Origin of the sequence: Komagataeibacter medellinensis NBRC 3288 (assembly GCF_000182745.2) — a bacterium.
Taxonomy (GTDB): domain Bacteria; phylum Pseudomonadota; class Alphaproteobacteria; order Acetobacterales; family Acetobacteraceae; genus Komagataeibacter; species Komagataeibacter medellinensis.
On sequence record NC_016027.1, the window covers coordinates 822,300 to 846,817 of the forward strand.

30 protein-coding genes and 1 tRNA gene are annotated in these 24,518 nt (G+C 61.8%); 14 read left to right on the forward strand and 17 right to left on the reverse strand.

What is annotated here, in order from left to right; genetic code table 11:
• The first annotated feature begins 205 nt into the window (after positions 1-205).
• Together GLX_RS03715 and GLX_RS03720 are read left to right on the forward strand one after the other, a co-directional pair.
• Entirely contained in the window at positions 206-781 is a 576-nt protein-coding gene (locus tag GLX_RS03715) for a DedA family protein (protein WP_014104693.1), read from the forward strand.
• Complete coding sequence (locus tag GLX_RS03720; protein WP_014104694.1) at positions 778-1,872, forward strand: ATP-grasp domain-containing protein; 1,095 nt, start codon at positions 778-780, stop codon at positions 1,870-1,872. The genes GLX_RS03715 and GLX_RS03720 overlap by 4 nt, the downstream gene beginning before the upstream one ends.
• Positions 1,873-2,000: 128 nt before the next feature.
• Here the strand turns inward: GLX_RS03720 and GLX_RS03725 are convergent, their stop codons facing one another.
• Positions 2,001-2,456, reverse strand: coding sequence for an MlaD family protein (locus tag GLX_RS03725; RefSeq protein WP_041247605.1), 456 nt, complete (start codon positions 2,454-2,456; stop codon positions 2,001-2,003).
• Positions 2,457-2,579: 123 nt separating this feature from the next.
• On the opposite strand from GLX_RS03725, the gene GLX_RS03730 reads away from it, so the two are divergent.
• Positions 2,580-3,422, forward strand: coding sequence for an undecaprenyl-diphosphate phosphatase (locus GLX_RS03730; protein ID WP_041247156.1), 843 nt, complete (start codon positions 2,580-2,582; stop codon positions 3,420-3,422).
• A 21-nt stretch (positions 3,423-3,443) separates the two neighbouring features.
• On the opposite strand, the gene GLX_RS03735 is transcribed toward GLX_RS03730, so the two are convergent.
• On the reverse strand, positions 3,444-4,673 hold the full coding sequence (locus tag GLX_RS03735; protein WP_014104697.1) for a mechanosensitive ion channel family protein: 1,230 nt from the start codon (positions 4,671-4,673) through the stop codon (positions 3,444-3,446).
• A gap of 176 nt (positions 4,674-4,849) precedes the next feature.
• On the opposite strand from GLX_RS03735, the gene GLX_RS03740 reads away from it, so the two are divergent.
• Both GLX_RS03740 and GLX_RS03745 read left to right on the forward strand, forming a co-directional pair.
• A tRNA-Met gene (locus tag GLX_RS03740) sits at positions 4,850-4,924 on the forward strand.
• A 276-nt stretch (positions 4,925-5,200) separates the two neighbouring features.
• Positions 5,201-5,830: an EcsC family protein gene (locus GLX_RS03745; protein ID WP_014104698.1), complete on the forward strand. Its 630-nt coding sequence runs from the start codon at positions 5,201-5,203 to the stop codon at positions 5,828-5,830.
• 170 nt (positions 5,831-6,000) lie between these two features.
• On the opposite strand, the gene GLX_RS17000 is transcribed toward GLX_RS03745, so the two are convergent.
• Positions 6,001-6,528 carry a hypothetical protein gene (locus tag GLX_RS17000; protein ID WP_014104699.1) on the reverse strand — a complete coding sequence of 176 codons (528 nt, stop codon included), beginning with the start codon at positions 6,526-6,528 and terminating at the stop codon, positions 6,001-6,003.
• Positions 6,529-6,636: 108 nt separating this feature from the next.
• The gene (locus tag GLX_RS03750) at positions 6,637-7,512 is read right to left on the reverse strand and encodes a sulfurtransferase (protein ID WP_231850396.1); all 876 of its coding nucleotides are present in this window, start codon (positions 7,510-7,512) and stop codon (positions 6,637-6,639) included.
• Between the two features lie 377 nt (positions 7,513-7,889).
• Here GLX_RS03750 and GLX_RS03755 point away from each other — a divergent pair, with 377 nt between their 5' ends.
• Both GLX_RS03755 and GLX_RS03760 read left to right on the forward strand, forming a co-directional pair.
• The gene (locus GLX_RS03755) at positions 7,890-8,060 is read left to right on the forward strand and encodes a CsbD family protein (protein WP_231850397.1); all 171 of its coding nucleotides are present in this window, start codon (positions 7,890-7,892) and stop codon (positions 8,058-8,060) included.
• A 123-nt stretch (positions 8,061-8,183) separates the two neighbouring features.
• Entirely contained in the window at positions 8,184-8,423 is a 240-nt protein-coding gene (locus GLX_RS03760) for a hypothetical protein (RefSeq protein WP_193360658.1), read from the forward strand.
• 80 nt (positions 8,424-8,503) lie between these two features.
• Here GLX_RS03760 and GLX_RS03765 read toward each other — a convergent pair whose 3' ends face one another.
• Complete coding sequence (locus tag GLX_RS03765; protein WP_014104703.1) at positions 8,504-9,742, reverse strand: DUF2075 domain-containing protein; 1,239 nt, start codon at positions 9,740-9,742, stop codon at positions 8,504-8,506.
• 158 nt (positions 9,743-9,900) lie between these two features.
• On the opposite strand from GLX_RS03765, the gene GLX_RS03770 reads away from it, so the two are divergent.
• Together GLX_RS03770 and trhA are read left to right on the forward strand one after the other, a co-directional pair.
• Positions 9,901-10,152, forward strand: a complete 252-nt coding sequence (locus GLX_RS03770) for a hypothetical protein (RefSeq protein WP_007400339.1) — start codon at positions 9,901-9,903, stop codon at positions 10,150-10,152.
• A 66-nt stretch (positions 10,153-10,218) separates the two neighbouring features.
• On the forward strand, positions 10,219-10,899 hold the full coding sequence (gene trhA, locus GLX_RS03775; protein ID WP_231850398.1) for a PAQR family membrane homeostasis protein TrhA: 681 nt from the start codon (positions 10,219-10,221) through the stop codon (positions 10,897-10,899).
• A 111-nt stretch (positions 10,900-11,010) separates the two neighbouring features.
• Here trhA and GLX_RS03780 read toward each other — a convergent pair whose 3' ends face one another.
• On the reverse strand, positions 11,011-12,432 hold the full coding sequence (locus GLX_RS03780; protein WP_014104705.1) for a sugar porter family MFS transporter: 1,422 nt from the start codon (positions 12,430-12,432) through the stop codon (positions 11,011-11,013).
• A 239-nt stretch (positions 12,433-12,671) separates the two neighbouring features.
• On the opposite strand from GLX_RS03780, the gene GLX_RS03785 reads away from it, so the two are divergent.
• Positions 12,672-14,048 (forward strand): DUF6056 family protein, encoded by a 1,377-nt coding sequence (locus GLX_RS03785; RefSeq protein WP_231850399.1) that lies wholly within the window; start codon positions 12,672-12,674, stop codon positions 14,046-14,048.
• Between the two features lie 9 nt (positions 14,049-14,057).
• Here GLX_RS03785 and GLX_RS03790 read toward each other — a convergent pair whose 3' ends face one another.
• The 3 genes from GLX_RS03790 to GLX_RS03795 all read right to left on the reverse strand — a co-directional run bounded on the left by GLX_RS03790 (position 14,058) and on the right by GLX_RS03795 (position 15,185).
• Complete coding sequence (locus GLX_RS03790) at positions 14,058-14,354, reverse strand: MDR/zinc-dependent alcohol dehydrogenase-like family protein (protein ID WP_148268536.1); 297 nt, start codon at positions 14,352-14,354, stop codon at positions 14,058-14,060.
• Between the two features lie 121 nt (positions 14,355-14,475).
• Entirely contained in the window at positions 14,476-14,640 is a 165-nt protein-coding gene (locus GLX_RS18395) for a hypothetical protein (protein ID WP_231850400.1), read from the reverse strand.
• A gap of 242 nt (positions 14,641-14,882) precedes the next feature.
• Positions 14,883-15,185, reverse strand: coding sequence for a hypothetical protein (locus GLX_RS03795; RefSeq protein WP_041247608.1), 303 nt, complete (start codon positions 15,183-15,185; stop codon positions 14,883-14,885).
• 65 nt (positions 15,186-15,250) lie between these two features.
• Between GLX_RS03795 and GLX_RS18905 the strand changes: the two genes are divergently transcribed.
• Positions 15,251-15,553: a hypothetical protein gene (locus GLX_RS18905; RefSeq protein WP_014104709.1), complete on the forward strand. Its 303-nt coding sequence runs from the start codon at positions 15,251-15,253 to the stop codon at positions 15,551-15,553.
• A gap of 144 nt (positions 15,554-15,697) precedes the next feature.
• Here GLX_RS18905 and GLX_RS03805 read toward each other — a convergent pair whose 3' ends face one another.
• From GLX_RS03805 to GLX_RS03820, 4 genes are all read right to left on the reverse strand, one after another.
• Positions 15,698-16,027, reverse strand: coding sequence for a hypothetical protein (locus GLX_RS03805; protein ID WP_014104710.1), 330 nt, complete (start codon positions 16,025-16,027; stop codon positions 15,698-15,700).
• Between the two features lie 109 nt (positions 16,028-16,136).
• Positions 16,137-17,171: an alcohol dehydrogenase AdhP gene (gene adhP, locus GLX_RS03810; RefSeq protein WP_014104711.1), complete on the reverse strand. Its 1,035-nt coding sequence runs from the start codon at positions 17,169-17,171 to the stop codon at positions 16,137-16,139.
• A gap of 128 nt (positions 17,172-17,299) precedes the next feature.
• A complete protein-coding gene (gene metC, locus GLX_RS03815) occupies positions 17,300-18,559 on the reverse strand; it encodes a cystathionine beta-lyase (RefSeq protein ID WP_014104712.1) in 1,260 nt (419 codons plus the stop codon).
• A gap of 10 nt (positions 18,560-18,569) precedes the next feature.
• The gene (locus tag GLX_RS03820) at positions 18,570-19,421 is read right to left on the reverse strand and encodes a sulfurtransferase (protein ID WP_014104713.1); all 852 of its coding nucleotides are present in this window, start codon (positions 19,419-19,421) and stop codon (positions 18,570-18,572) included.
• 118 nt (positions 19,422-19,539) lie between these two features.
• Here GLX_RS03820 and GLX_RS03825 point away from each other — a divergent pair, with 118 nt between their 5' ends.
• Positions 19,540-20,616: an AI-2E family transporter gene (locus GLX_RS03825; protein WP_014104714.1), complete on the forward strand. Its 1,077-nt coding sequence runs from the start codon at positions 19,540-19,542 to the stop codon at positions 20,614-20,616.
• On the forward strand, positions 20,613-21,335 hold the full coding sequence (locus GLX_RS03830; protein WP_014104715.1) for an endonuclease/exonuclease/phosphatase family protein: 723 nt from the start codon (positions 20,613-20,615) through the stop codon (positions 21,333-21,335). Before GLX_RS03825 ends, GLX_RS03830 begins: the two co-directional genes overlap by 4 nt.
• Here GLX_RS03830 and cls read toward each other — a convergent pair.
• Positions 21,326-22,744, reverse strand: coding sequence for a cardiolipin synthase (gene cls / locus GLX_RS03835; RefSeq protein WP_041247609.1), 1,419 nt, complete (start codon positions 22,742-22,744; stop codon positions 21,326-21,328). The genes GLX_RS03830 and cls overlap by 10 nt on opposite strands.
• A gap of 269 nt (positions 22,745-23,013) precedes the next feature.
• On the opposite strand from cls, the gene GLX_RS03840 reads away from it, so the two are divergent.
• Positions 23,014-23,397, forward strand: a complete 384-nt coding sequence (locus tag GLX_RS03840) for a YraN family protein (RefSeq protein WP_231850401.1) — start codon at positions 23,014-23,016, stop codon at positions 23,395-23,397.
• A 20-nt stretch (positions 23,398-23,417) separates the two neighbouring features.
• On the opposite strand, the gene GLX_RS03845 is transcribed toward GLX_RS03840, so the two are convergent.
• The 3 genes from GLX_RS03845 to GLX_RS03855 form a co-directional block, all read right to left on the reverse strand.
• Positions 23,418-23,759 (reverse strand): hypothetical protein, encoded by a 342-nt coding sequence (locus GLX_RS03845; RefSeq protein WP_014104718.1) that lies wholly within the window; start codon positions 23,757-23,759, stop codon positions 23,418-23,420.
• 138 nt (positions 23,760-23,897) lie between these two features.
• Entirely contained in the window at positions 23,898-24,233 is a 336-nt protein-coding gene (gene grxD / locus GLX_RS03850) for a Grx4 family monothiol glutaredoxin (RefSeq protein WP_014104719.1), read from the reverse strand.
• 47 nt (positions 24,234-24,280) lie between these two features.
• The gene (locus GLX_RS03855) at positions 24,281-24,514 is read right to left on the reverse strand and encodes a BolA family protein (RefSeq protein WP_014104720.1); all 234 of its coding nucleotides are present in this window, start codon (positions 24,512-24,514) and stop codon (positions 24,281-24,283) included.
• Positions 24,515-24,518 lie beyond the last annotated feature (4 nt).

The window sequence follows — 24,518 nt, forward strand, 5'->3', positions numbered from 1 at the left end:
CCCGTGCCTGATACAGTATGCCACATAATTTCGCATTTGTGAGTGCAGGCGAAGCATGCCACAAGAACGCCACCGGTCGCTGGCGCGTTGTTCCCTGATGGCCGATGGTTTTTTCCGCCCGCGCGCCGGGCCGAGCGAAGGACGTGTGCTTGCGTAGTTACGGTTTTCCCCTTCCGCCCCGTCAGGGCGCGCCGAAACACGCCGCATGCCATCCCTGACAGCCTTCCTTGCGGCGGCTGGCGCCTCCCCCTTCATGCAGGGAATTGCGATCATTGTCGGCACCTTCATCCTGGAGGATGCGGCAACGATCCTGACCGCCATGCAGGTTCGTACCGGCCATGTGGCCCTGAGTGTTGCGCTGGTGGCGCTTTATATCGGTATCGTGGTGGGGGATATGGGGCTGTACGGCATGGGCCGGCTGGCCGCACTGTGGCCCCCCGCGCGGCGGTGGATCACGCTGCCCGGTGGCGCGCGTGAGGGCCACTGGTTCGATCGCAACGTGTTCCGCATTGTGTTCATCAGCCGCTTCGTGCCCGGCGCACGCTTGCCGCTTTATACGGCGTGTGGTTTCTTCCGTGCACGGTTCGGGCTGTTCTGTATCGCCGCGGTGCTGGCCACACTGATCTGGACATCGCTGCTGTTTCTTGTCTCGCTACGGGTGGGGCAGTTCCTGATCGACCATCTGGGCACCTGGAAATGGGCGGGCATGGCCGGCTTTGCCCTGACCATATTCCTGATCAGCCGCATGATCGCCCGCTTGCAAGGTAATGAGACCCGATGACCGACCTTTCCACAGCAGTTGACAGCAGGCCCGCAGCGCCGGGCGCCGCCCCCACCGTTTCCGCTTTCGAGTTCTGGCCGGGCTGGATCTTCTATACGCCCATCGTGCTGTACTGGATCATCCTCGGACTGTGGTACCGGGACTTCAGCCTGCCTACCGCCGCCAACCCCCGCATCGAGACCGGCGGGCTGTGCGGGGAAAGCAAGAGCTCGATCCTGGACATGGCTGGCGATGTGGCGCGCCGGTGGATCGCCCCCTATGCCGTGCTGACCACGGGCGTGGATGACACGGCGCGCGCCCTTGCGGCCATGAAGGGGGCGGGCCTGTCCTTTCCCGTTGTGCTCAAGCCCGATATCGGCTGCAACGGCACCGGCGTGCGGATCATGCGCGATGCCGAAGGCCTGGCGCAGGGCATGGCCGCCTTTGGGCGCGGAGTGCCGGTCATGCTCCAGCACCTGATCCCCTACGGGCACGAGGTGGGGATCTTCTACATCCGCCACCCCGACCAGAAGAACGGCCGCATCACCTCGCTCACCTACAAGGAAGTACCCTGCCTGACCGGCGATGGCCATTCCACGGTGGAAGAACTGATCCATGCCGATGCCCGCACCCGGCTGGTGCCGCACATCTACATCCCCCGCCTGCGCGCCCGCCTGGCCGAAGTGCCGCCAGCAGGGCAGTCTCTGCCGCTGGTTTTTGCGGGCAATCACTGCAAGGGCTCGATCTTCCATGACCGCGCCATCGACATCACGCCTGAACTCGAAGCGCGCGTGAATGCGATCATGCGCGACATCCCCGATTTCCATTTTGGCCGCATCGACGCCAAGGCTCGCAGCCTGGCCACCCTGCGCAAGGGCGAAGACTTCGAGATCATCGAGATCAACGGCGTGGGGTCGGAGGCTACCCATATCTGGGATGCACGCACCACGCTGCGCCATGCCTATGCCACCCAGTTCATGCATTACCGCGAGACGTTCCGCATTGGCGCGAAGAAGCGGCGCGAAGGCTGGAAGAGCAGCGGGGCCATGGCCATGCTGCGCGCGTGGCTGCGCCAGCGCAGGCTGATGGCGTCCTACCCGCTGAATGACTGAGAGGATGGCTAATCTAATATATTGATTAATAAAGATAAAAGTTTTTGGTGAAGCTTTTTTCAAAAAGCTTCGTAAGACGCTTCCTTTCTGAAAAAAGCGGCACCCAGAAACTTTTCAGGGTTTGCCAATCAGTCCGGCAAGCCGCCATTGCCGAAGATGTAGTTGCTGATCTGCTGCTCCAGGCTGAGCGGCTCCTGCGTATTGGTCACTACCGCGCCGGGCGCGAGCCTGCCGGATGACTGGCCCGCCTGCACCAGAAGGGCGGTATCGGCGGTCAGGGAGGGACTGCCGATGGCAAGGCTGCTGTCATCAGGCAGCGCGATGTCGCGATCAAGCGTGAAGCCCACATTGGCCATGTAGGTGCTGGGATCGAGCCGGATAGACAGCACCCGGCCCACCGGCACGCCGTCCATATCCACATCCGCCCCCACCTTCAGCCCGTTGGCGGATACGAAGCGCGCGGTCATGGGGTAGCGGTCTTGTGATCCACCGCTTTGCGATGCGCGGGCGTAAATACAGAACCCGCCTGCAACCAGAAGGACCAGCCCGCTGGAGATGATTGCGCCACTTCTCTGCCTTGCCATGCTGGCTCCCTGCCCCATACCGCCGCGCGCCATCCCGAAAACCGCCGCATTGCCGGGCCATGTGGGTGCGGCACTCTGCCTTGCCTTATCATTTCATTCTACTGCGTCATGGACGGGGGGACAATGACACTCATTCAGGCCATTATCATTGCAATCATACAAGGTTCGACCGAACAGTTCCCCATAAGCAGCCTTGGGCATGCGGCCATCGTGCCCGCTATCCTGCACTGGCCGCTGGACCTGCACGGGGAGATGTTCCTGCCCCTGCTGGTCATGCTGCATCTTGGTACGTGTGTGGCGCTGCTGGTCTTTTTCTGGCGTGACTGGGTGGCGCTGTTCACCGGAGCCGCAGGCCGCCATGGTGAAACCATACAGATGGACAGCATCCGCATCCTTGCCCTGCTGGTTGTGGCCACCATCCCCGCCGTGCTGATTGGCGGACTGTTCGAGCACGCGATCCGCAGCCTGTTCGGCACGGCACGCTATGCGGCGGTGTTCCTGACACTCAATGGCGTGATGCTGCTGCTGGTGGACCGCATGCGCGCGGGCCTGCTGCCCACCACCACGCGCCCGCTGGCCTCGCTGGGGTTTGGCGAGGCGCTGCTGATCGGGCTGTTCCAGTGCCTGGCGTTCTTCCCCGGCCTGTCCCGCTCGGGTGCGTGCATTGTGGGTGGTCTGCTGCGCGGGCTGTCGCATGAAAACTCGGCGCGTTTCGCCTTTCTCATGGCGCAGCCGGTCATTCTGGCGGCCACGGTGCTAGAAGCGCTCAAGCTGCGCCACGCGCCCCCGCAGCCTGAACAGATGCACATGGCCATCATCGCCGCCGTTGTGGCTGCTGTGGTGGCGCTCGTGTGCACCGGTATCCTGATGCGCTACTTCCGTGACCACGAGGACTGGGCGCTGCGCCCCTTTGGCTGGTACTGCATTGGTGCGGGCGCGCTGTCGTTCCTCTACCTGTTGTTCTGAACCATATGGCCAGGGTGCTGCTCAGCCATGCCCCTGGCCACCATCGCTTGAGCCCATGCCGCCACCGCCCGTGCCATTGCGCGGGCCCATGTAAGCACCCGGCGGGGGGCGCCTGACCGGTGGCACCATCATCCCCGGTTCCCCCATCACATCCAGCCCGGACACAGATGCCACATGCGAAAGCCGGTCACGCGGCAGGGCCTCGGGGCATTCATCACGTAAAAAGGCGATGATCTGCTCACGGATCTCGCAGCGCAGGTCCCAGCTCTGCATGGCCGAGCGCGCGCTGGCAATAACACGTATGGTCATGACATGCGCGTTGCAGTCCGCCACCTGCACGGCAAATTCCTTGCCATCCCACAGCGGGGCCGAATGCACGATTTCACGCAAGCGCTCACGGATGCGGTCCATGGGCGCGTTGAAATCCACATGGATGAACACAACGCCAATCAGCGCCGCTGAATTATGGGTCCAGTTCTGGAACGTGTTTTCCAGGAAATACGAGATCGGCACGATGTGCCGCCGCCAGTCCCATACCCGCAATACGACATAGGTGGAGGTGATTTCCTCCACCCACGCCCAGTCCCCGTTGATGATGATCAGGTCTTCCATCCGGATGGGCTGGGTCATGGCGATCTGCATGCCTGCGAACAGGTTGGTCAGCAGCGGGCGCGCGGCAAGGCCAACCACCAGTGACGCCGCACCAGCGGAAGCAAACAGGCTGAGGCCATACTGCCGCACTGGCTCGAATGTCATGAGGGCGGCGCCGATGGTCAGCAACCCGATCATGAGGTCGGTCGTGCGCCGCAGCACGCGCACCTGCGTCATGTGGGTGCGCAGCAGGATGTCGTCCTTGTCATCCTTGCCGTTGATGCGCCTGAGGTAGGCATCAGACAGGATGCGCGTGGCCACCACCGCCGCATAGCCCAGCATGAGCACGAACAGCACCACAAGCGCATGGGTGGTGGCCTGCATGATGTCATACGGCAGGCCGGACACCGGCAGTGCGGTACCCACAAACACGATGACCAGCATAATGCGCACCGGGCGCTGCATGGCCATGGTGAACGAACGCACGAAGGCCCCGCGCTTCTGCCCCGGAATGCGCAGGATCAGCTTGGTGATGAACCGGCTGAACAGTTCCGCCACCAACCCCGCCACACAGAGCATGAGGATGGAGGAAAGCAGTCCTGGCAGCCATCCGAACAGGTGCCTGATATGGGTAAGAAGGGCGAGGAATTCGGTTTTCACGAAGGATGCACAGCCTTTTCCGGTTAATGCCGTATTATGGTGAGCGGCTGACAGTACCCCCTTTTGGGGGAGCGTGACAAATCACGGGCGTTTTTTGTGCCTTTTCATGGGCGTGTTCAAAACACGGGTTGACTTGTCCCCAAAGCGCGGGTATTTCGCACACATCCTGACGCGATGGCGGTGTAGCTCAGCGGTAGAGCAGGGGAATCATAATCCCTTGGTCGGCGGTTCAAATCCGTCCACCGCTACCATCTGCGTCAGGATTGATTTCCAGAGACTTAGCTATGATTTGGCGCTTCTATGAAGCGCCTTTGCTAGTCACGGAATTTCTCCCTTTTCTGTAACGCCAGTTACTCCCCTCACCCGGCCCTTGGTATCAAGCGGATGGTTGGCAGGATCTGCTCTTCCTGAAAAATTTTATGTCCTGGCAATCGGGTTGCAGGCGCAATTGTGCATGCCCTGTGCTGGTATGGCAATTTCCGTAGCATCATGATTTCATGCCAGCAGATTAGATTGACGGAAACAAAATGGCAGATGAACAGGCTGAATCCGGCTTTTCCTCTTTCCTTGACCGGGCTTACCAGGCATCCATCGATGGTCTGGGCGCATTCGGGTCATCCGAGGAACTGGCGCGCACCTATCTTGCCCGCAATGGCGGGAACCCGCGCAAGGCCGCGAATGCGCTGATCCGGTGGCAGAACACCAAAGCCGCGACATCGGGCTTCATCAGTGGCCTGGGGGGGCTGCTCACCCTGCCCATTGCCCTTCCGGCCAACATGTCCAGCCTGATTTACCTGCAGATCCGCATGATAACCGCGATTGCCGCCATGGGTGGGCACGACATACGTGACGAGAAGGTAAAGGCGGCGTGTCTGTCCGCCCTGTCCGGGGTAGAACTGGAGGAATTTGCCAAGAATATCGGCATTTCCCTTGCCAGAAGCACGGCGATACAGAATATCAACACAAGAATTCTGCTAGATATCAAGAAATACCTGGTCCGTCACTTCGTGCGCGCAGGCAGTTCGCGTGTCCTGTCGGCGGCACTGAAGTTCGTACCCATCATGGGCGGTGTAATTGGCGGCACCTTTGACGGCATCACGACAAACAAGATTGGCAATGCCGCCATCAGGAACTTCATAACGCGCGATGCTGCCTGATGCCAGGGATCGGGCCGCCGCGATGCTCGGCAGCACCGGGCATGAATGCACCCCCGTCCCGTTCCAGATCGTATGCCAGACGCCCGTCAAATGACTTCTGGCCTTTACCCCTGTTCATCGCCCCGCTGCGGCCGTGCCAACGCGTCCGCCCGACACGGGTAACTCCGCGATTACAGGGCCAGTACATTACGCAGTGTTGAAACCGCCTTGGACGGACAACCGACGAGTGGCGGCCCCATAATGCCCGGAACAATACAGTTCTTGTTGAACCATGTCTTTTTTGAGTTCCGAACCTGAGGATTGGCGCGCAATGCCATGCCAATCATCACTGTTTCCAATTCATCTATTTCATGACCGGACTGTGCAGAAGCCCGACAGTAATTGCCCCGGTTGGGTTCGAGCTTCGCAATGAGATGGAGGGTTGGAGCGCCCCTCTTTAATTGACTGGCATTTATATAATGATTGAACTTGTGGGTCTGGAAAACCTCGCCCCGAAAACCCTGCTTCGCATTCGTTTTACCAACATACCACGGTGTGTATGTATTTCCGTGAAGCGTAGAAAAAATATAAATACCGATTGCTCTGGACAGGCCAGAATGCATTTTTTCGATTTCATTCCAAAAAAAACGAAGAGCAATACCATCGGCTTCCGCCTGCACGCGTGGCGTGCAGAATGGCCCATAGACTTCATAACGCATCGATAAACATCCTACTTATTTATATCTTGCCGGGCACAGACGTACCGTTCGCCAACCCTGCGGGCGGCGACAGTCCATGTGCCATTTCAAAATGCAGGAACGATACCCTCAGTCCCCGCAATAAGGCGCTGCCGCCTTGGGCAGGCCCGCCTCGATCGGCAGAGCTTCATTGCGTGACCATTCGTTCCACGACCCCATGTAAATGCGCAGCCGCGTGAAGCCCGCGGCACTGAGTGCCACATAGGTATTGGCCGCCCGCGCGCCCTTGAAACAGTAGATGATGATGTCATCCTCGGGCTTCAGGCCACGGCTGGCGGCAAGGCTGCGGATTTCATCAGCGGTGCGGAAGGTTGCCTGCCCGTCCTCCACCGTCATGAAGTCATACCACTCAATCCACACCGCACCGGGAATGCGTCCCTTGCGCGGGGCGAAGTCCACGCCGTAGGGCGATGAACTTTCCCCCAGCCACTCCACACGGTCACGATTGTCAAGCAGCCGGATGGCGGGATTGGTCAGGGCCGCACGCACATCTTCGTACGTAGCCATAAGCTGGCTGTTAACCTGCAATGGGAAATCGGTGTGCGCGGGCTGCATGGTTTCGCGCACAAGTGCTCCGCCCTGCTGGCGCCACGCACTCAGGCCACCATCAAGTATCCCCACCCTGGGGTAGCCAAGATAGCGCAGTATCCAGTAGCCACGGCACGAACCGCCATAACGGGTGTGCAGCGCGTCCTCATACACAATGGCCGTCTTCCTGCCATCCAGCCCAAAATCCCCGAACAGCGTGGCAAAGGTCTGCTGCAGGGCCTGCAGCCCTTCATGCGTGGTTTCCGCCAGGTAGGTGAAGATGTCGGGCATGTTGACCGCGCCGGGAATATGGCCGGCCTCGAAATCCTTCCTGTCGCGCACATCAATCAGGACAGCCTGCCCGCTGGCGGCAAGCGTGCGGACATCATCGGGTGAATAAAGAACGGTTGTGGGCATGACGGCTTCCTGCATGGTTCTGCTCACGGAAACCCTACCAGCAATCACGCGCATGATGGAGGCAGCATTACACGCGCCCGCCATGATGCAGGCGGGACACGGCGGGCGGCAGCCGAACCGGCCCGTGATGGGAAATCTGTCATAACATTTTACCCTATTCCCTATCGCCGCGTATGCCTGTGCAGGCCCTGTACGGGACCAGATGGGCAGGGTCAGCAGGCCAGACTGGCCTTTACCCCCAATTATGCATTAAATGTTGGGCAGGTATGCATTAAGTGTTGCATGGTATTATGCATCATGGTTTTATCTGTCATGCGTATGACGCACCTTCCTTCATGCATCCTTGTGGGAGATGTGACATGGACCGTTTCAAGACAATGCTTCGCGGCCGAACCAACATGCTGGTAGGCCAGCTCAAACAGGAAATTGGCCATGCCACGGGCCTGCGCAGGCTGGAACGCCAGGGCATTGCACAGGAAATGCGTGGCTTTTCCCAAACCGCACGGCTGCACCGCCTGAATGACGGCGAACCGGCGGAACACGGCTGACCCCCACGCCCCTGCCTCCGGCCCGGCCCAACGCATAACCGCATCGCGTGCAGGGTGGTTTGCCGGGCATGCGGCAAACCCGTACCATGGAGCCTGTTACTGACAGATACAGGAATCATGGCCATGCCCCAGAACCAGATCATCGACATGCCCTTCACGACCGACGCCATGAAGTCGGCTATCGAGCGGCGCATCATCCAGTCCCCCCAGCTTTCCGATGCCCAGAAACACGACCTGAGTGTCACCCTTGCCGGAATGGATGCCACCCACCTAGCAACACTGGTAGAAACGGTGCTGGGGCACGCCATTGAATCCGGGCCGGAAATCCTGCCTTATCTCCAGCGCCTGGGCCAGCGTGGCTGAAGGCTGCCCGCCACGGCATTTGCATGAACACGGCCTCCGGGTACCGCTTTTTTTAAAAAAGTGACGCGCCCCGGAGCCACCTATGTTTGTGGCTGCTGGCGCTGCGCCCACAGCGTGGCCAGCCGCGCATGCAGGGCGGGGTTGCTGGCGTAGATATACAGCCCCCTGACGCCTCGCGTCATGAGCACGTTGATGGAATTAAGGATGATCCGCGCCATCACCACCTCGGGCTGCGCCACCCCGTCACGCCCGGTAAAGGCGGCGCGGTCCTCATACCGCGCGGGATCGATCACGATCCGGTCGATAGCCGGATCATACGTGACCGATGGGCCAAGGATGATGCCCGCGTAATTCAGGTCGAAGCCCTGTATGGTATAGACCGACCCCACCTCGTCTATCGTATCCGCCCGTTCCGCCCATGGCAGGCGGGCCTGCGGCATGGCGCGGTCCCAGCGCAGGTGGAAGCGCCCTTCGGTAATGAAATGGTCCTGCCCGTTCAGGGTATAGGGGTAATCATAGGTCGCCAGCATGCGGCACAGGCCGTACTGCGCGTTGCGCTGCCTTATGGCTTCGTACATCGCCTGCGCATCATCAAAAATGCGGAAGTCGAACACCTGCGGTGCGGGCAGCGGGCGCAGGATACCGTCGCGGAACGCACGGACCCACGCCATTACATCCACATGAGCGTGCATGCGGAACTGCCGGTCCAGCCTGCGGGTCACCACCGGGTAGCCCGCCACCAACCGCGCAAGAGCCGCATCGCTCCACAAGCTCTTGAATTTCAGCACCTGGCGGGCATCGAACACGATCACCACTACATGGGCATGGCGAATGATTTCCGCCAGTTGGTTGGCGTGGTGGAAGCGATTATACGGGTCAGCGCGGGTCAGTAGCAGGTGCGCTTCATCCACCAGCACGATATCGGCGCGTCGGCTGGTGCCATCCATCTGGTTGATGAAGGTGGTGGGGCGCTCAAAATCCTTCTTGCGCAGGTTTTTCTGGCTTTCGGAAATGTTGCGGTAAAGCTTGATCATCTCCGGGTGGTTGACCAGCAGGCGGTTGTCGCTGCCATGCAGCGGGTCCGCGCCATCCGGCCCACGCGCCGCGTCCTGGATGGTGGTGAACAGCGTATTGAGCAGCAGACTCTTGCCGGTGCCCGCATCACCTTCAATGATGAACAGCGCATGATTATCCGCCCGGTGGGCGCGGCAGAAGGCCAGTATCTCATCCTTCAGCGCCATCTGGCCAGCAGTCAGCGCCACGGTGGGGGCAAGGCGGGACAGCGCGCTGTCGGGTCGGACGGGAACGGGTTGGTGCATGTCTCTCCCCTTCCCCGCCGGGCATGTAGCCGGACAGGGCAGGCCTGATATGTGAAATATGACGCAAGCCAATGCATCCTATCGGTTTTCGTGCCGCGCCATAAGTTATAACGTGCGCCCACGCGCATACCGCGCCCTATCAGACAGGATATGATGACATGACCGACAAACCCACCGCCGCCGCAAGCGAACACCTGCACAAGCTGGCTGAACGCGGCCTGAAAGAGCCCAAGCTGCTGCAGAAAGAAGAAGTCATTGCCCTGGCCGAGCACGTTGGCAAGGAACATGGCCGTGCCACTGGCACCGAGCATGAAATTGCCAAAAAGGCCCAGCACAACCCCGAAGGCGTCAGTGCTGCCGAGATCCAGGCCCTGTGCGCCCACATCACGGGTGAGCGCAAGGCCCGCTGACCCCATGGCGCGGCGGGATAAAAACCCCCGCCGCGCCGTACTCCCTGCCCCGGAAAACAGGACCCGTTGCCCCCCCACATGATGACCGACACGCGTTTTCCCGTCTATTCCGTGCTGGAACGACTTGCCGACCTGCTGGTGCACATCATGGGGCTTGCGGTACTGGGCTATGGCGTGACGTGGCTGGTTCATACCGCGCTGCTTTCGCACATACGGCTGGAGGTAGGGGTAACACTGCTTTATTGCGGTGGCATACTGGGCACCTGCCTGTCCTCGGCTGCTTACAATTTCTGCCCGTCATGCCGCCTCAAGGGCGGGTTGCAGCGGGTGGACCAGTCGGTCATCTTCATCGCCATTGCCGCAACCTATACGCCCTTCATCATGCTGGGCGGGCATGGCATGGCCAGCCGCTGGTTCTGCGGGCTGCTATGGACCATGGCGCTGGCGGGGGTTGTGGCCAAGATGGGCTTCTTCACCTGGTCGCGGCGCTACCATGTCATGCCCTACCTGTGCGTGGCATGGGTTTTCTTCCTGTGCCCTGACCCGCTGGTATGGCGACTGCCGGGCATGACGTTCCCGCTGCTGGTGCTGGGACTGGTGTTCTACTGCATCGGGGTCATGTTTTACATGCGTCCGCGCATGCCGTTTTCCAACGTGCTGTGGCATGTGATGGTAGTGCTGGGTGCGGGCACGCATATGGCGGCCGTGGGTGCGCTTTTGCTGGAATGCGTGCCCGCGCGGGGCTGAGCGCCCGGTCAGGGGCAGATCCTGCCTGAATGCGGGCATCCAGGCAGGTAAATGCACGTAAAGGCAACAAACCAGAGCATTTTCACCGAAGCCGTTTTCGGTGGGAATACCCTAGCGACCGATCTGGCGCAGCGCACGGCCGGATTCAAGATGCGCCTCGATCTCGTCCAGCGGCACGTCACGCGTCTCGGGCACCAGCAGCAGGGTAAAGAGCACGAACACCACGTTCAGCACGCTGAAGCCTGCAAACGTCCATCCTGCCCCCACGGCGGCCACAATGCTCAGGAACGTGTTGCTGACCGCCCAGTCCATGCCCCAGTTGGCCAGCGTGGAGCAGCCCACGCCAAAATCACGCCCCTTGATGGGCTGGATTTCAGAGCACAGCGTCCATACCAGCGGCCCCGCCCCCATGCCAAAGCCTGCGACAAAGACCAGAAGCGCCGCCATGAGCGAAACCGTCGCCCCCATGCCCTGCAGGTGCAGCCCCTCGATCACGGCAGCACACCCCAGTGCGACCGCCATAATCACGCAGCTTGTCACCAGAAGCGGCCTGCGCCCCCAGCGCGAGACCATGAAGATGGCCGCAACCCCCACCACCGCATTGACCGCGCCAACCATGACCGTGGCCCACGCGGCGGCGGATGTGCCGAAATGCGCGCCCTCCAGTATCTTGGGCGCGTAATACATCACCACATTGATGCCGGTCAGTTGCTGCATGACCTGCAACCCCACCCCCAGCGCCACCGAGCGGCGGAAATACGACCGCGTGCGCAACAGCGCAAAACCGCCCTCCCCCGTATCGGTAGTCAGTTCGGTGCGAATATGGGCCAGTTCCCGGTCCGCTGCCGCCACATCGCCGCGCAGGCTACGCAGTACCCCGCGCGCTTCCTCAAAGCGGCCACGCGCGGCCAGCCATGACGGGCTGGAGGGCAGGAATGCGCAGCCCACGAACAGAATGGCCGCCGGCACCAGCGGCAGCCCCACCATGAGCCGCCAGTGCCCCCCACCCGAGAAGATGCCACCGGCCAGGTATCCCAGCAGGATACCAGCGGATTGCAGCATGGAAAACGTGGTGACCATGGTGCCGCGCATGCGCCCTGTGGTCAGTTCGGAAATATAGAGCGGCGCGGTAAAGGTGCAGATGCCGATTGCCGCCCCGATCAGGAACCGCCCCAGCAAAATCTGCCCGATCATGGGGGCGGTGGCGCAGAGCAGCGCCCCAACCCCGATCAGCAATGTTGCCGTGCCCAGCGCCATCCGCCGCCCGAAGCGGCGCGAGAACACGCCAGCCCCCAGCGATCCCAGCAGCGCGCCCACCATAAGCACGGACACGATCCATTCCTGCATGCGGGCACCGGCGTTGAAGTCGCGGCCGATAAAACCCAGCGCCTCGGCAATCAGCCCGGTATCCAGCCCGACCAGCAGCCCCGCGCAGGCCGTGGTCAACGCCGCCCGCCCGGCCCGGCCTGGTCCGGTGGGCGGGGTAGTGATACCGGGAGGAAGAGGCGTGGATGAATCTGCGGGCTGCGACATGTCGTTCTATCCTGATCTATGGCGCCCTTCAGGTCGGGGGGCCACTCAGGTATCGAGTCATAAACGATAGGCACACTCTCGATCCATGACACAACCCCGACAGATGCGGACCCAGAATGGTACGGCCGGGCGAAACCGCCAGGAAAGGAGAACAATTTTTCAGCAGCAGCCTTTTTGAAAAAAGATTCACCAAAAACTTCTGTTCGTTCAGGGAGTCTCTGCAAACCGGGCCATGTGGTATGGGCAGGGATGCAACGGACAGGGCCGATGACACCATGCACGTGAATGCACCAGCATCGACACCACCCTCCCTCCGCCTGTTCCCTGGCGAGGGCGCGGGACTGGCCGCCTGTTTTGTCTTTTTGCTGTGGGCCAACGCCATCACCCCGCTCTGGGCGGATGATTACTGCCGCACCATGCCCTTCAGCCTGCCCACCATCGTGCATATTGTATGGGGCAACTACAATTTCTGGACCGGACGGTGGTTCACCACGCTGGCCACCTTCGTGGTACTGGACCTGCGGCCCTATGGCGGGCTTGCTGTGTTTGCGGTGCTGAATGCGGGCATCTTCACCTTTCTGGTCCATGTGGTGGCGCATCTGTGCTGGCAACTGGCGGGCCAACCGCCCCTGCCACGCGCACGGTATGGCGCCATGCAGTGCGTTATGGTCTTTCTTATGCTGTGGTGGCTGCCGCGCACCATTGGCGAGGTGGCGCTGTGGAAGACCGGTGCGATCGGATACCTGTGGCCGGTGGCTGGCGAGATGTGGGTACTGGCGCGCATCGTGACGGGTCGGACGGACATGCGCGCCATGCAGTATGGCGCGGTGTTCCTGATCGCGACTTTCCTTGAACCGCTGTCGCTGCTGCTCACGCTGCTGCTGGCAGGGGTGGCGTTAAAGGCGTGGCGGCAGGGTGTGCTGCCACCATGGGCGCTTTTGTGCGCGCATGCGGCGGGCACGCTGGTGCTGGGGGTGGCGCCGGGCAATTACGTACGCATGCACACCATGACCCCCAGCCCGCTACCCGACCGGCTGGACGGGCTGCTGGGCAACCTTGGCAGCCTGTTCGACCCCTTCTGGCTGCCCTTCGTTGCACTGCTTGCAGTGGGGGTGTTCATGGACCGAGGGCTGCACCCTTTCCCTGCCTGCCTGCGCGCGGGACGGGGGTGGGTGCCTTGCGTGCTGGCGCTGGCCTACATGGCGTGCCTGCTCATGTTCCCGCGTGAGGCGCTGGCCGCGCGGGTCTCCTTTCCCGCCAGCGTGCTGCTGGCGTGCTACCTGGCCTGCCTGCTGGCGCGTAGCGTGGCTACCCCCGGTTTTGGGCGGATCATGGCGGTGGGAGGCGGCATGCTTGTGGTCCTGCATCTGGCAATCGTGGTGCCAGACCTGACCCTGCTGGCCCGGATCGCCCATGAACGCGATGCGGCAACGCGCGCGCAGGTGGCGCGTGACCTGCCCGTGGTGCTGCCCCGCGTGACCTGGGGACCGCGCCACAAGCTGCTTTACGTGCGCAAGGATATTATCTTTGTCGGCATCAACCCCGACCCGCACAACATGCTCACGGCATGCTACGCGCAGGCCATGGGGGCTTCATCCGTGCGCTCGGCGCCATAGGGCATGACGTTAGGGGATCAGGACAACCTTTCTGGAAAAACCATGGTCTTCCAGACGGCGGTGGGTATTCCACCCATCGGTCAGTGCAAAGGTCCCGATGGGCGGGGCCAGCAACATACCGCCTGATAGCGCGGCAAAAAGTGCCCTGCTGCGCCGTGCGCGCTCGGTAGCACTATTCAGATAGTCCCACAGCTCCGCTCCCGCAGCGCCTTTTGATGCCTGCATCAGGACCGATGGGCCAACCGGCGCGGGCGGTGCATCGGATATACCATATGTAACGATCATGCTGCACGGGCGCGTAGCCACGATGCTCCTGCCCAACGTCGATCCGATAGCAATCATACACTACACTGGCATCACCATCGGTCGTATCACGCACGGCACTAACCCAGTCTTCCCCACAACCGAACGCCACCGCGCCCCCCAGTTACAGGGCGATCTGCTGCTTTTGCGGCGATAACGCAAGGGCTACGATAGCGCCCGCACCTTCATAGCAATTGATGTAGGGCACCTGACCCAGCGCCCGATAGTGCCCAAGATGCCGGTAGATATCGGCAAAGTTTACGCCCGCCACCCTGACATCAACCAGCACATGGCCCGGAGGAACGGCCGGGTTCGGCTATTCGTGGCATTTCAGGACATCCGAGCCGCAAAACGTACAAATTGATAGAATAAACTTATTCATAGTAATGTTAATCAATACTATACAATAAAATAAGTTAATATAAAATTAATATGGATAATTGCGGATATTTTTCAAAAAAAGCGTCGCCTTTTTAAAAGACGACGCTTAAAAATTCTTATATTTTTTAATATATGGACTTACTCAACACTTTACCGGGCTTCCCCATTGCCCTGTGCGGGCTGTGAGGTCTGCGTGCCGCTGGCAGTCGGCTCGTTCTGGGGCTGGGCCTGCTGGTTCTGTTCGGCTTCCTTGCGGGCATGATGGCGGCGTTCCATGCCGACGGCACAGCCCGCCACGGCACCACCCTTGCCGTGGCCGCTGCCGATCATGTGTCCGGCCACGGCACCAGCCACGGCACCCTTCACGCACCCGCCCGGCTCGGCATGGGCGGCAAGCGGCAGGGCAAGGAGCGTTGCGGTAACAAAAGCAAATGCGGTGTGCCTGAAAATCATGATCTGTCCCATCAGTTGCGTGTAGCAGGAGAAACGGGACAGTTACCGGGGAAGTTCCCCCCGTGATGGCACGGACGAGAATCAAGGGGCGGCAGGGAGCAGCAGTCATGCAGGCGGGCCGGTTGCCACGTGGCCGGGTCTATTTCATGCTGACCCTACCAAGAACAGGAGATGAAGACATGGCCACGGAACCGACAGACACCATCCACGCTGCCCTGATCCATGCTGCCGCCACCCTTACGGCCGCGAAAAAGGACGTGATGGAAAAGGCTTCCCCTGATGAAGTGAAAAAGCACTTCAAGACCTTCCTGCACACGCTGGAACAGGGCTGGCGCGAGCATGAAGCAGGCGATCACCACCATTCCTGATCGGGTATGAACGAAAAAAAGGGGAGGCCCCGATGGGGCCTCCCCTTTTTTCATGAACGGGTCGCTAAACCATAAGGAATACTTTGGGAAAGCATGACGCCTTTTGAAAAAAGGCGTCACCACCAACCTTCCCTTCCCCATCCATCAGCGGTGGCCGGTGAAGAACTGGCTCATGTCGCCTTTTGTCTCATGGCCCCATTTATCCAGCTTCTGGCCGGTACGATGGCCCCAATCCTTGGCGCTATCTGCTTTTTCTGCGGCGCGTTCGTGTGCAGCATGCGCGGTTTCACGGGTATCGCGCCCGACTTCATGCGCCTTTTCACGGGTTTCGCTACCAACTTCGTGAGATTTAAGGCGCACTTCACATTCCGCATGGTCGGTCACGCCGTCGCACGAATCAGCCAGCGCCGGGACCAGTGTCGCCACGTTCAATCCGGTTGCGCACAGCCCTGCCAGGATCAGCGTCTTTTTCATGTATCCTTACCCATTCTTTCAGTTTGTACTACTGGCATGGGCACCAACACCGCCCATGCTCATTCAGTAAACCAAACGTGGCATGACCCACGGAGTTGCCTGCCGCCCCTTATGCCCCGTTGCGGAAGTCCAGCACGATGCGGCCTTCCACCCGGCCATGTTCAAGGTTATCGAAAATGGTGTTGATGTTTTCCAGCCTGTCCGGGCTGACAACCGTCGTGACCTTGCCATCGGTAAAGAAGGACATCGCCTCGATCATATCCAGCCGCGTGCCGACAATCGATCCACGCACGGTGGTACCGTTCATCACCATGTCAAAGATGGAAAGCGGGAAATCCCCCGGCGGCAAACCGTTGAGTACCACCGTGCCGCCACGCCGCGCATAGCCCACCGCCTGGCTGAATGCCTTGTCCGACACGGCTGTCACCAGCACGCCATGCGTGCCGCCGGTCTGTTCACGGATATAGGCGACGGGGTCGTGTTTCAGCGCATTGACCGTAACCCGCGCACCCAGCTTGCGGGCTTCTTCCAGCTTCTCGTCACTGATATCCACGGCCGCGACATTCAGCCCCATGGCCACGGCGTACTGGATGGCCATCTGCCCAAGGCCGCCCGCGCCCGAAATGGCCACCCATTCCCCCGCGCGCGTATCGGTCATCTTCAGGCCCTTGTACACGGTCAGCCCCGCACACAGCACCGGGGCCGTTTTGATGGGGTCGATATCCTTGGGCAGATGGGCCACGTAATTGGGATCGGCCACCACGTATTCTGCAAAGCAGCCATTGACGGAATAGCCGGTATCCTCCTGCTTCTCACACAGCGTCTCCCACCCGCCCAGGCAGTGTTCGCAATGCCCGCAGGCGGAATACAGCCACGGCACGCCCACCACATCACCCGTCTTGATCCAGTTCACGGCGGAGCCGACCTCCACCACATGGCCAATGCCTTCATGGCCGGGAATGAAGGGGGGATTGGGCTTGGTCGGCCAGTCGCCGCGTGCCGCGTGCAGGTCGGTATGGCACACGCCACAGGCATCCACCTTGACCAGGATCTGGTCAGGGCGAATCGTAGGGATATCCAGTTCCTCGATTGTCAGCGGCTTGCCGAATTCCCGCACTACCGCTGCCTTCATCTTTCCAGCCATCCTGCGTCTTCCCTCTACTGCCATGGTGCCCGCGGGGGGCATGCGTTGCACTGAAACCCCGCGCGCGCGGCCTGCGGAGCCTGATGGGGCAGTGTTTCACCCCGGCTGCCGCGTGGCCTTGATCCAGATCACCCTACTCCCCGCCCCGCGCGCGCGGCAGACATGCCATCCAGCCCGCGCGCCAGGTCGGACACCAGCAGTTCGGGCGCTTCCAGCCCGATATGCAACCGGCACGCAACGCCGCCATGCGTAATGGACGGGCTTGAGCGCGTAATGCCGCCCGTGGTGGGCAGCACCAGACTTTCATATCCCCCCCATGAGGCCCCGATGCCGAAATGCGCCAGGCCATCGATCATGGTGGTCAGGTCGGATTCGCCAAATGCCGGGTCGAACACCACGCCGAACAACGAGGACGCGCCACTGAAATCACGCAGCCAGTATTCATGCCCAGGGCATGATGGCAGGGCCGGGTGCAGCACGCGCGCCACTTCCGGCCGCCCCTGCAACCACAGGGCGACTGCCAGTGCGCTGGCCGCCTGCCGCTCCTGCCGCGCGCCCATGGTACGCAGACCGCGCAGGGTCAGCCAGCAGTCATCGGGTCCGGCCAGTTGGCCCATCTGGATGGCGGTATCGCGCAGCGGCTGCCAATCGCGCGGGTCTGCCACACTTACCGCGCCGATAATGGCATCGGAGTGACCGGCAGCATATTTGGTCAGCGCCTGCACCGATGCATGCGCGCCGTGGGCAAAGGGGCTGAACAGACCGATGCCCCATGTATTGTCCACCACCAGCCGTGCGCCGACCCCGCGCGCCAGGCGGCCCAGCAGATCCACGTCCTGCACCTCGAACGAATGGCTGCCGGGGCTTTCGGCAAACAGCAGGCGGGTGTTGGGGCGCAGGAGCGCGCGCAGCGTGGCCTCGTCAGCCATGGGGGGGAAATAGCTGACCTCCACCCCGAAGCGGCGCAGCACCTTCTCGGCAAAGCGGCGGGTGGGACCATAGACGGAATCGGAAAGCAGGCAATGATCCCCCGCCCCCAGATAAGCCATGAGCGGCAGGGTGCACGCCGCCAGCCCCGAAGGCACGACCTGCGCATGCGTGCCCCCTTCAATCGCGGCCACGGCCTGCTCCAGGCGGTACTGCACCGGGGTGCCCATCGCGCCATAGATCAGTTCATGGTCATAGCGGTTGCGGCCTGCGGCCTCCATCGCCTCAAGACTGGAAAACAGCACGGTGGAGCCGCGCGTTACGGGCGGGTTGACGAACAGACCCTGCCCACCATGCGGCGCATCGCGCCCAAGCTGGACCAGACGGGTGGACAGATCGCGCCAGCCGCGCACGACGCGCCCAAGCAGGGCTTCGGGTACAGGGGGAATGGAAACGGCCATGTGCGCGCCCTTACGCCGCGCCGCTGACAATGGGGGAATCCGGCGTGGACGCCCATTCCGCCCATGACCCATCATACACCACGGGTTCTCCCGCGCCCGCCCCCACACTGACCAGCGCCAGCGCGATCATGCATGCCGTCATGCCGCTGCCGCATGTGCAGGTGACGGTGGTGCCATCCGTAACTCCAAGCTGGGCGAACATCTCTTTCAGCTTTTCAGCGGGCAGGAAGCGGCCACTGGCATCGAGCAGTTCGCCATAGGGCAGGCTGCGCGCGCCGGGCATGTGGCCCGATTGCAGCCCCGCGCGCGGTTCGGGGTCGGTGCCTTCAAAACGGCCACGGCTGCGGGCATCGAGTATCAGCCCCGGCCGGTTGCCGTGCACGATGTCCAGCACATCACCCAGCCCGTGCACGCGCGCATAGCGCGGGCGGGCCACGAAGGGCGCGGGTGCGGCAAGGTCCGGCCCGCTTTCCAGTGGCAGGCCGGCACTTTTCCATGCCGCAAGCCCGCCCTCGAGCACCTGCACCCGCTCATGGCCGAACAGGCGGGCAAGCCACCACGCGCGGGCGGCACACGCCATGCCATCCTGATCGTAGAACACCAGCCGCCGCCCGTTACCCATGCCGCGTTCGCTCGCCAGCCGTGCAAAGCGGGTCTGGCCGGGAATGGTATGTGGCAAGGGAGAATCCGGGTCGGAGAACGTATCGATATCAAACCGGACCGCACCACCGACATGCGCATTGGCAAAACGCTGCTGCGGGTCGAAAGCCTGCCCCGGCAGCGCCATGGAGGCATCCAGCACAAGGATATCGTCCTGTTGTAGGGCCTGTGACAGGTCACTGGCTGAGATCAGCGGATGCATACCGTCTCCCGGTCATTTGGAATTGCGTGTTGGCGCACAGGGTGCAGCATATGATGCGGGAGTGAAAGTCCTGAACATTTGTCTTTCGTTTCATGGCGGGAGGGGATACGCCATCACTATGGTCGAACGTATCATGATGGGGCTGATGCTGGGGGGGATCGCATTCGGCTGCGTCCTGATCCTGTATCCGTTCATGACCGCGCTGCTGTGGGCGGCAATCCTGACATTTGCCACATGGCCGGTGTTCATGCGGCTGCGGCGCCACATGTCGCTGCTGCCCGCCGCCATGGTCATGACCCTGCTATGCGCGCTGGTGCTGGTGGTGCCGCTGGTTATCGTAGTGTCCAACAGCATTGCCGATGTCCCGGCCACGTTGCAGTACATTGTCGATGCGGTGGGCACGCTGCACCTGCCGCCTCTGCCGCCGCGCCTTGCCCATATCCCGCATTTCGGCCCCGAGATTGCCGATAAATGGCAGAAATGGTCGGAAGACGTGGGCAGCATAGACCAGGTGATCCGCCCCTATGCCGGGCGTATCGGGCAGTCGGTGCTGGCGGCCATGATGCAACTGGCCAGCGGCATGGCGCACCTGACCATGGCGCTGTTCATCTCGTTCTTCTTCTGGCTGGGGGGGGACGGGCTGGGCACTACCTTCGTCGCCGTGGTGCGGCGGATTGCCGGCGTGTATGCCGACCGGATACTGGGCATTGTGGGCCGCACCATACGCGGCACGGTGTACGGCATACTGGGCACCGCCATCATACAGGGCATCCTGACCGGCATAGGCTTTGCCATTGCCGGCATTTCCAGCCCGGTGCTGCTGGGGGCGATCACCGCCTTCGTGGCCGTGCTGCCCATCGGGGCGCCCCTGATCTGGATCCCGGCGGCGGTGTTTCTGCTGCTGACACACCATCCGGGCTGGGGCATCTTTCTGCTGCTGTATGGCACGATCATCGTATCGGGGGCCGACCACATCATCCGCCCCATGTTCATTGCCCGTGGCGCACAGATGCCTTACCTGCTGACGGTGCTGGGCGTGCTGGGGGGCGTGCTGACCTTTGGCGGGCTTGGCATTTTCCTTGGTCCCGTGCTGATCGGGGTAGGTTATACCCTGACTGCCGAATTCGCCGCAGGCGACCCCCGCTCCAAAAATCCCGTACCTGATGACATGCGCGAGCCCTTTATCGAACCATGACCCTAGCCCGCCCCTATCTCCGCCTGCCCTCCATCCAGCCCCGGCCCGGCATGCCGCCCCGGCCCGACCTGGCCCCGCCCGCGCGTGCCGATGGTGCGCTCAAGGTTGTCAGCTGGAACCTGCTACGCCGCATCGGGGCCACGGTGCGCGATGTGATCGAACTGATCCATGCCGAGCAACCCGACCTGCTGCTGATGCAGGAAGCCACGGTGGATATCGACACGCTGCCCACGCTGGTAGGGGGGCATTACGCACGCTCCCCCCTGCCCGGCCGTATCCACGGGCTGGCATGCTGGAGTCCGCACCCCTACCACCGCCCGCCGCTGACCTGCACCCTGCCCGCAGGCACGCTGATCCGCCGCGTGGCGCAGGTGGTGGCATGCGGGCCGCTGGTGGTGGCCAATGTCCACCTATCTCACGGGCAGCTACTTAACCGCCGCCAGTTGCGCCGCCTTGTGCAGATTCTACCACATCAAGCCGCCATACTGGGGGATTTCAACCAGGTCGGCCCCGCCCTGGTCCGCCATTTCCATGATGTGGGGCCACGCGCGCCCACCCACCGCATGGCCGACATGCTGCCCATCCGTCTCGACCGCTGCCTTGTGCGCGGGCTGGACTGCCTTGAGCGCCATGTGATCGAGAATTATGCCTCCGACCACCGCCCCATCTCGGTCATGCTGCGCCCGTCCGCCCCAACCCATGAACAGGCCTACAGATAGGGCAGCAGCAGCCGCGCCGCCGCATCGCGCAGCTTGAGCCACAGCGGCCTGCGGTCAAGGTCGTGATGGGTCAGGCGCACATGGCGATGGGTGGCGATGAAGGCATCGATCCGCGCTGCCAGCGCATCGTCATAGGTTTCAAGGTTGATCTCGAAGTTCAGCCGCAGGCTGCGCACATCCAGGTTGGAACTACCCACGCATGACCAGTGCCCGTCCACCACCATCAGTTTGGAATGGTTGAACGGTGGCCGCGCCAGCCAGATGCGACACCCCGAATCCAGGAAGCGTGGCAGGTTGGCCGAACGCGCCCAGTCCAGCAGGGTATGGTTGCTATGCCACGGCACCACGATATCCACCTCGATCCCGCGCAGCGCGGCCAGTGCAAGTTCGGTCAGGAACCGGTCATCGGGCAGGAAATAGGGCGTCATGATCCGTATGCTGCGCCGCGCCAGCGTAAAGGCCTGCAGCATGGTGTATTCCACCTTCTCCAGGTCCAGGTCCGGGCCTGCGGTCACGATACGGCCAAGCACCGGACCATGGCTCGCCTGGGGGGGGAAGAAGATGTCTGCCGTCAGTTCCTCGCCCGTAGTAAAGGCCCAGTCGCGGGCGAAAGCCTCGCTCAACTGGTGGACAACCGGCCCCGCCAGTTCGAAATGCGTGTCCGATACCGGATGAGCGGGACGGGAGGCGGCGACATTCTCGTCGCCTATGTTCAGTCCGCCCATGAAGCCTGTCAGCCCGTCCACCACCAGAATTTTCTTGTGGTCGCGCATGTTGATGAAGGGCATACGCCACGGCAGCATAGAGTGCATGAACCGCCCCACCGGCACGCCCGCGCGGTGCAGGATACGCCCCACCCCGCAGCCAAAATAGCCTGAGCCCACGCCATCAACCAGCACGCGCACCTGCACCCCGCGCCGATGGGCCGCGATCAGGGCATTGCAGAACTGGCGGCCACTATGGTCGGGGCGGAAGATGTAGGAACACATCAGTACGCTGTTACGTGCGCCCTTTATGGCCGCGATCATGCGTGGATAGGCGCTGTCGCCATCATGCAGCACGCTTACGGCGTTGCCGCCCAGCAGCGGGCGCCCGGTCAGCTTGCCCCCCATGGCGGCCAGCGGGGCAAACGCGCCGACGGCCTCGCGCTGCCACTGCGAATTCATGGTCCGGCTGCGCCACGGGTGCTGGCCCACCATGCGCCGCGCCCGCCGGTGCACGCGGTTGATGCCGAACATGGCATACAGCGCGCCCCCCGTAAGCGGCATGAGCACCGTCACCCCGATCCACCCGATCGACGCCCCCACATCGCGCTTGGTCAGCAGCACATGCACCACCACCACCGCGATAATGGCGATACGCACCAGCAGTATGGAAAGATCCCATATGGTCAGGGCATGAAACGGCATGATGTCTATCCTGCCCACGCGCAACATGGGGCCAGTCACCACCCGGCGGTCCTGCCGGGGGGTGCCTCCCTATATCTCACCCCTTGCATTGCGCGAAACATGCGGCAAAGCATAAAGACGTTTTTGGTAAGGCTTTTTCAAAAAAGCTTCAGCCAGCGCCGCCTTTTGGGAAAAAGGCAGCACCCGGAAACTTTAATTCTTTTCAATCAGGTAATTATTCTGGAGCAGCCTTTGGCCTGGCTACACAGTATTTTCGCAGGACAACCCTGTTGACGGCTCCCGATCGCAGCCGATCCCGCCGTGGCGGGCGCGCCCATGCCATCGGCATGGCGGCCGAACAGGCGGCCATGGCACGGCTGCGGATACAGGGGTGGCAGGTGCTCGCTCACCGGGCGCGCACGCGCTGGGGCGAAGTAGATGTGGTGGCGCTGAAGGAAGGCTGTCTGATCTTTGTAGAAGTCAAGGCCCGCCCATCCCTGCTGGCAGCGGGCGAGGCCATCCGACCGCTACAGGCCAGCCGCATCATGAATGCCGCAGCATATCTGTGCGCGACCAACCCGCACTGGGTTCATGACCGCATGCGGATGGATGTATGCGTGGTGCTGCCGGGCAATGTAATCCGGTGGATACCCGACGCCTTCAGACAGAACTGAAAAGCAGGTCGGGTGCCTGCTCAGGTACGGTGACGACTGGATACGGGATGAATGTGGTGAACGGCCGTGCCATGGGGGTGATAGACAATGGTATGCACCATTGTATGCCGGGTATGGGCGGCGGAACCGTGGCTTGATGCCAGCACCACCGGAACCGCACGGCCATGGCCCACCGTACGGCGCTGGTAGCTGGCATGGCGGACCGGCGGCGGCGGCACTGCCGTCAGCGCGCTCAGTGTCAGACGGTCGGCTTCCATGTCGGTCACGGGGTGGGTACGGGCATGGGCGGGGGTTGCCATGCTTCCTGCAAGACCTGCGCCAAGCAGCATTATCGTAGCAAAACGCAAGTCACTGTAGCGCATCAGGCCCCCTGTTTTCAAAAGCTACAGCAAACTAGGCCAAACTATAACGCGCGCGCAAGTGATGTTGCATGCAAAACGGAAAACGGGCGGAACATACCTGTTCCACCCGCTCCGTTACGTCATGACGGGCCTGTAATATCAGGCGTCTGCGGTCACGATGCCTTTTTCTGACAGCAGCTTCTGCAACTCGCCGGTCTGGTACATTTCGGTCACGATATCGCAGCCGCCAATGAACTCGCCCTTGATGTAAAGCTGGGGCACCGTAGGCCAGTTCGAGAAGTCCTTGATACCCTGACGAATCTCGGGATCAGCCAGCACGTTGTCGGTCGCAAACGGCACGCCAAGGTGCTTGAGCACCTGCACCACGCGCGCGGAGAAGCCGCACTGCGGGAAGTTTGCATCACCCTTCATATACAGCATGACGGGGTTGGAATCGATCTGCGCCTGGATGCGCTGTGCAACTGTTTCAGCCATGGATTGTGTTTCCTGCTCTGGGGGTAAGGGTCGCGGCCTGCGCGGGATCAGTCGGGCGTCTGGGTCTGGAGCGCAAGGGCGTGCAGCTTGCCGCCCATATGCCCCTGCAGCGCGTTGTAGACCATCTGGTGCTGCCTTACGCGCGGCAGGCCCCGGAAGGCCTCGCTCACCACGCGGCAGGCATAGTGGTCGCCATCGCCCGCCAGATCGTCGATCTCGATCTTCGCATCCGGCAGGGCTTCGCGGATGTAGGTTTCGATTTCCTGTGCCGTCATTGCCATTTTG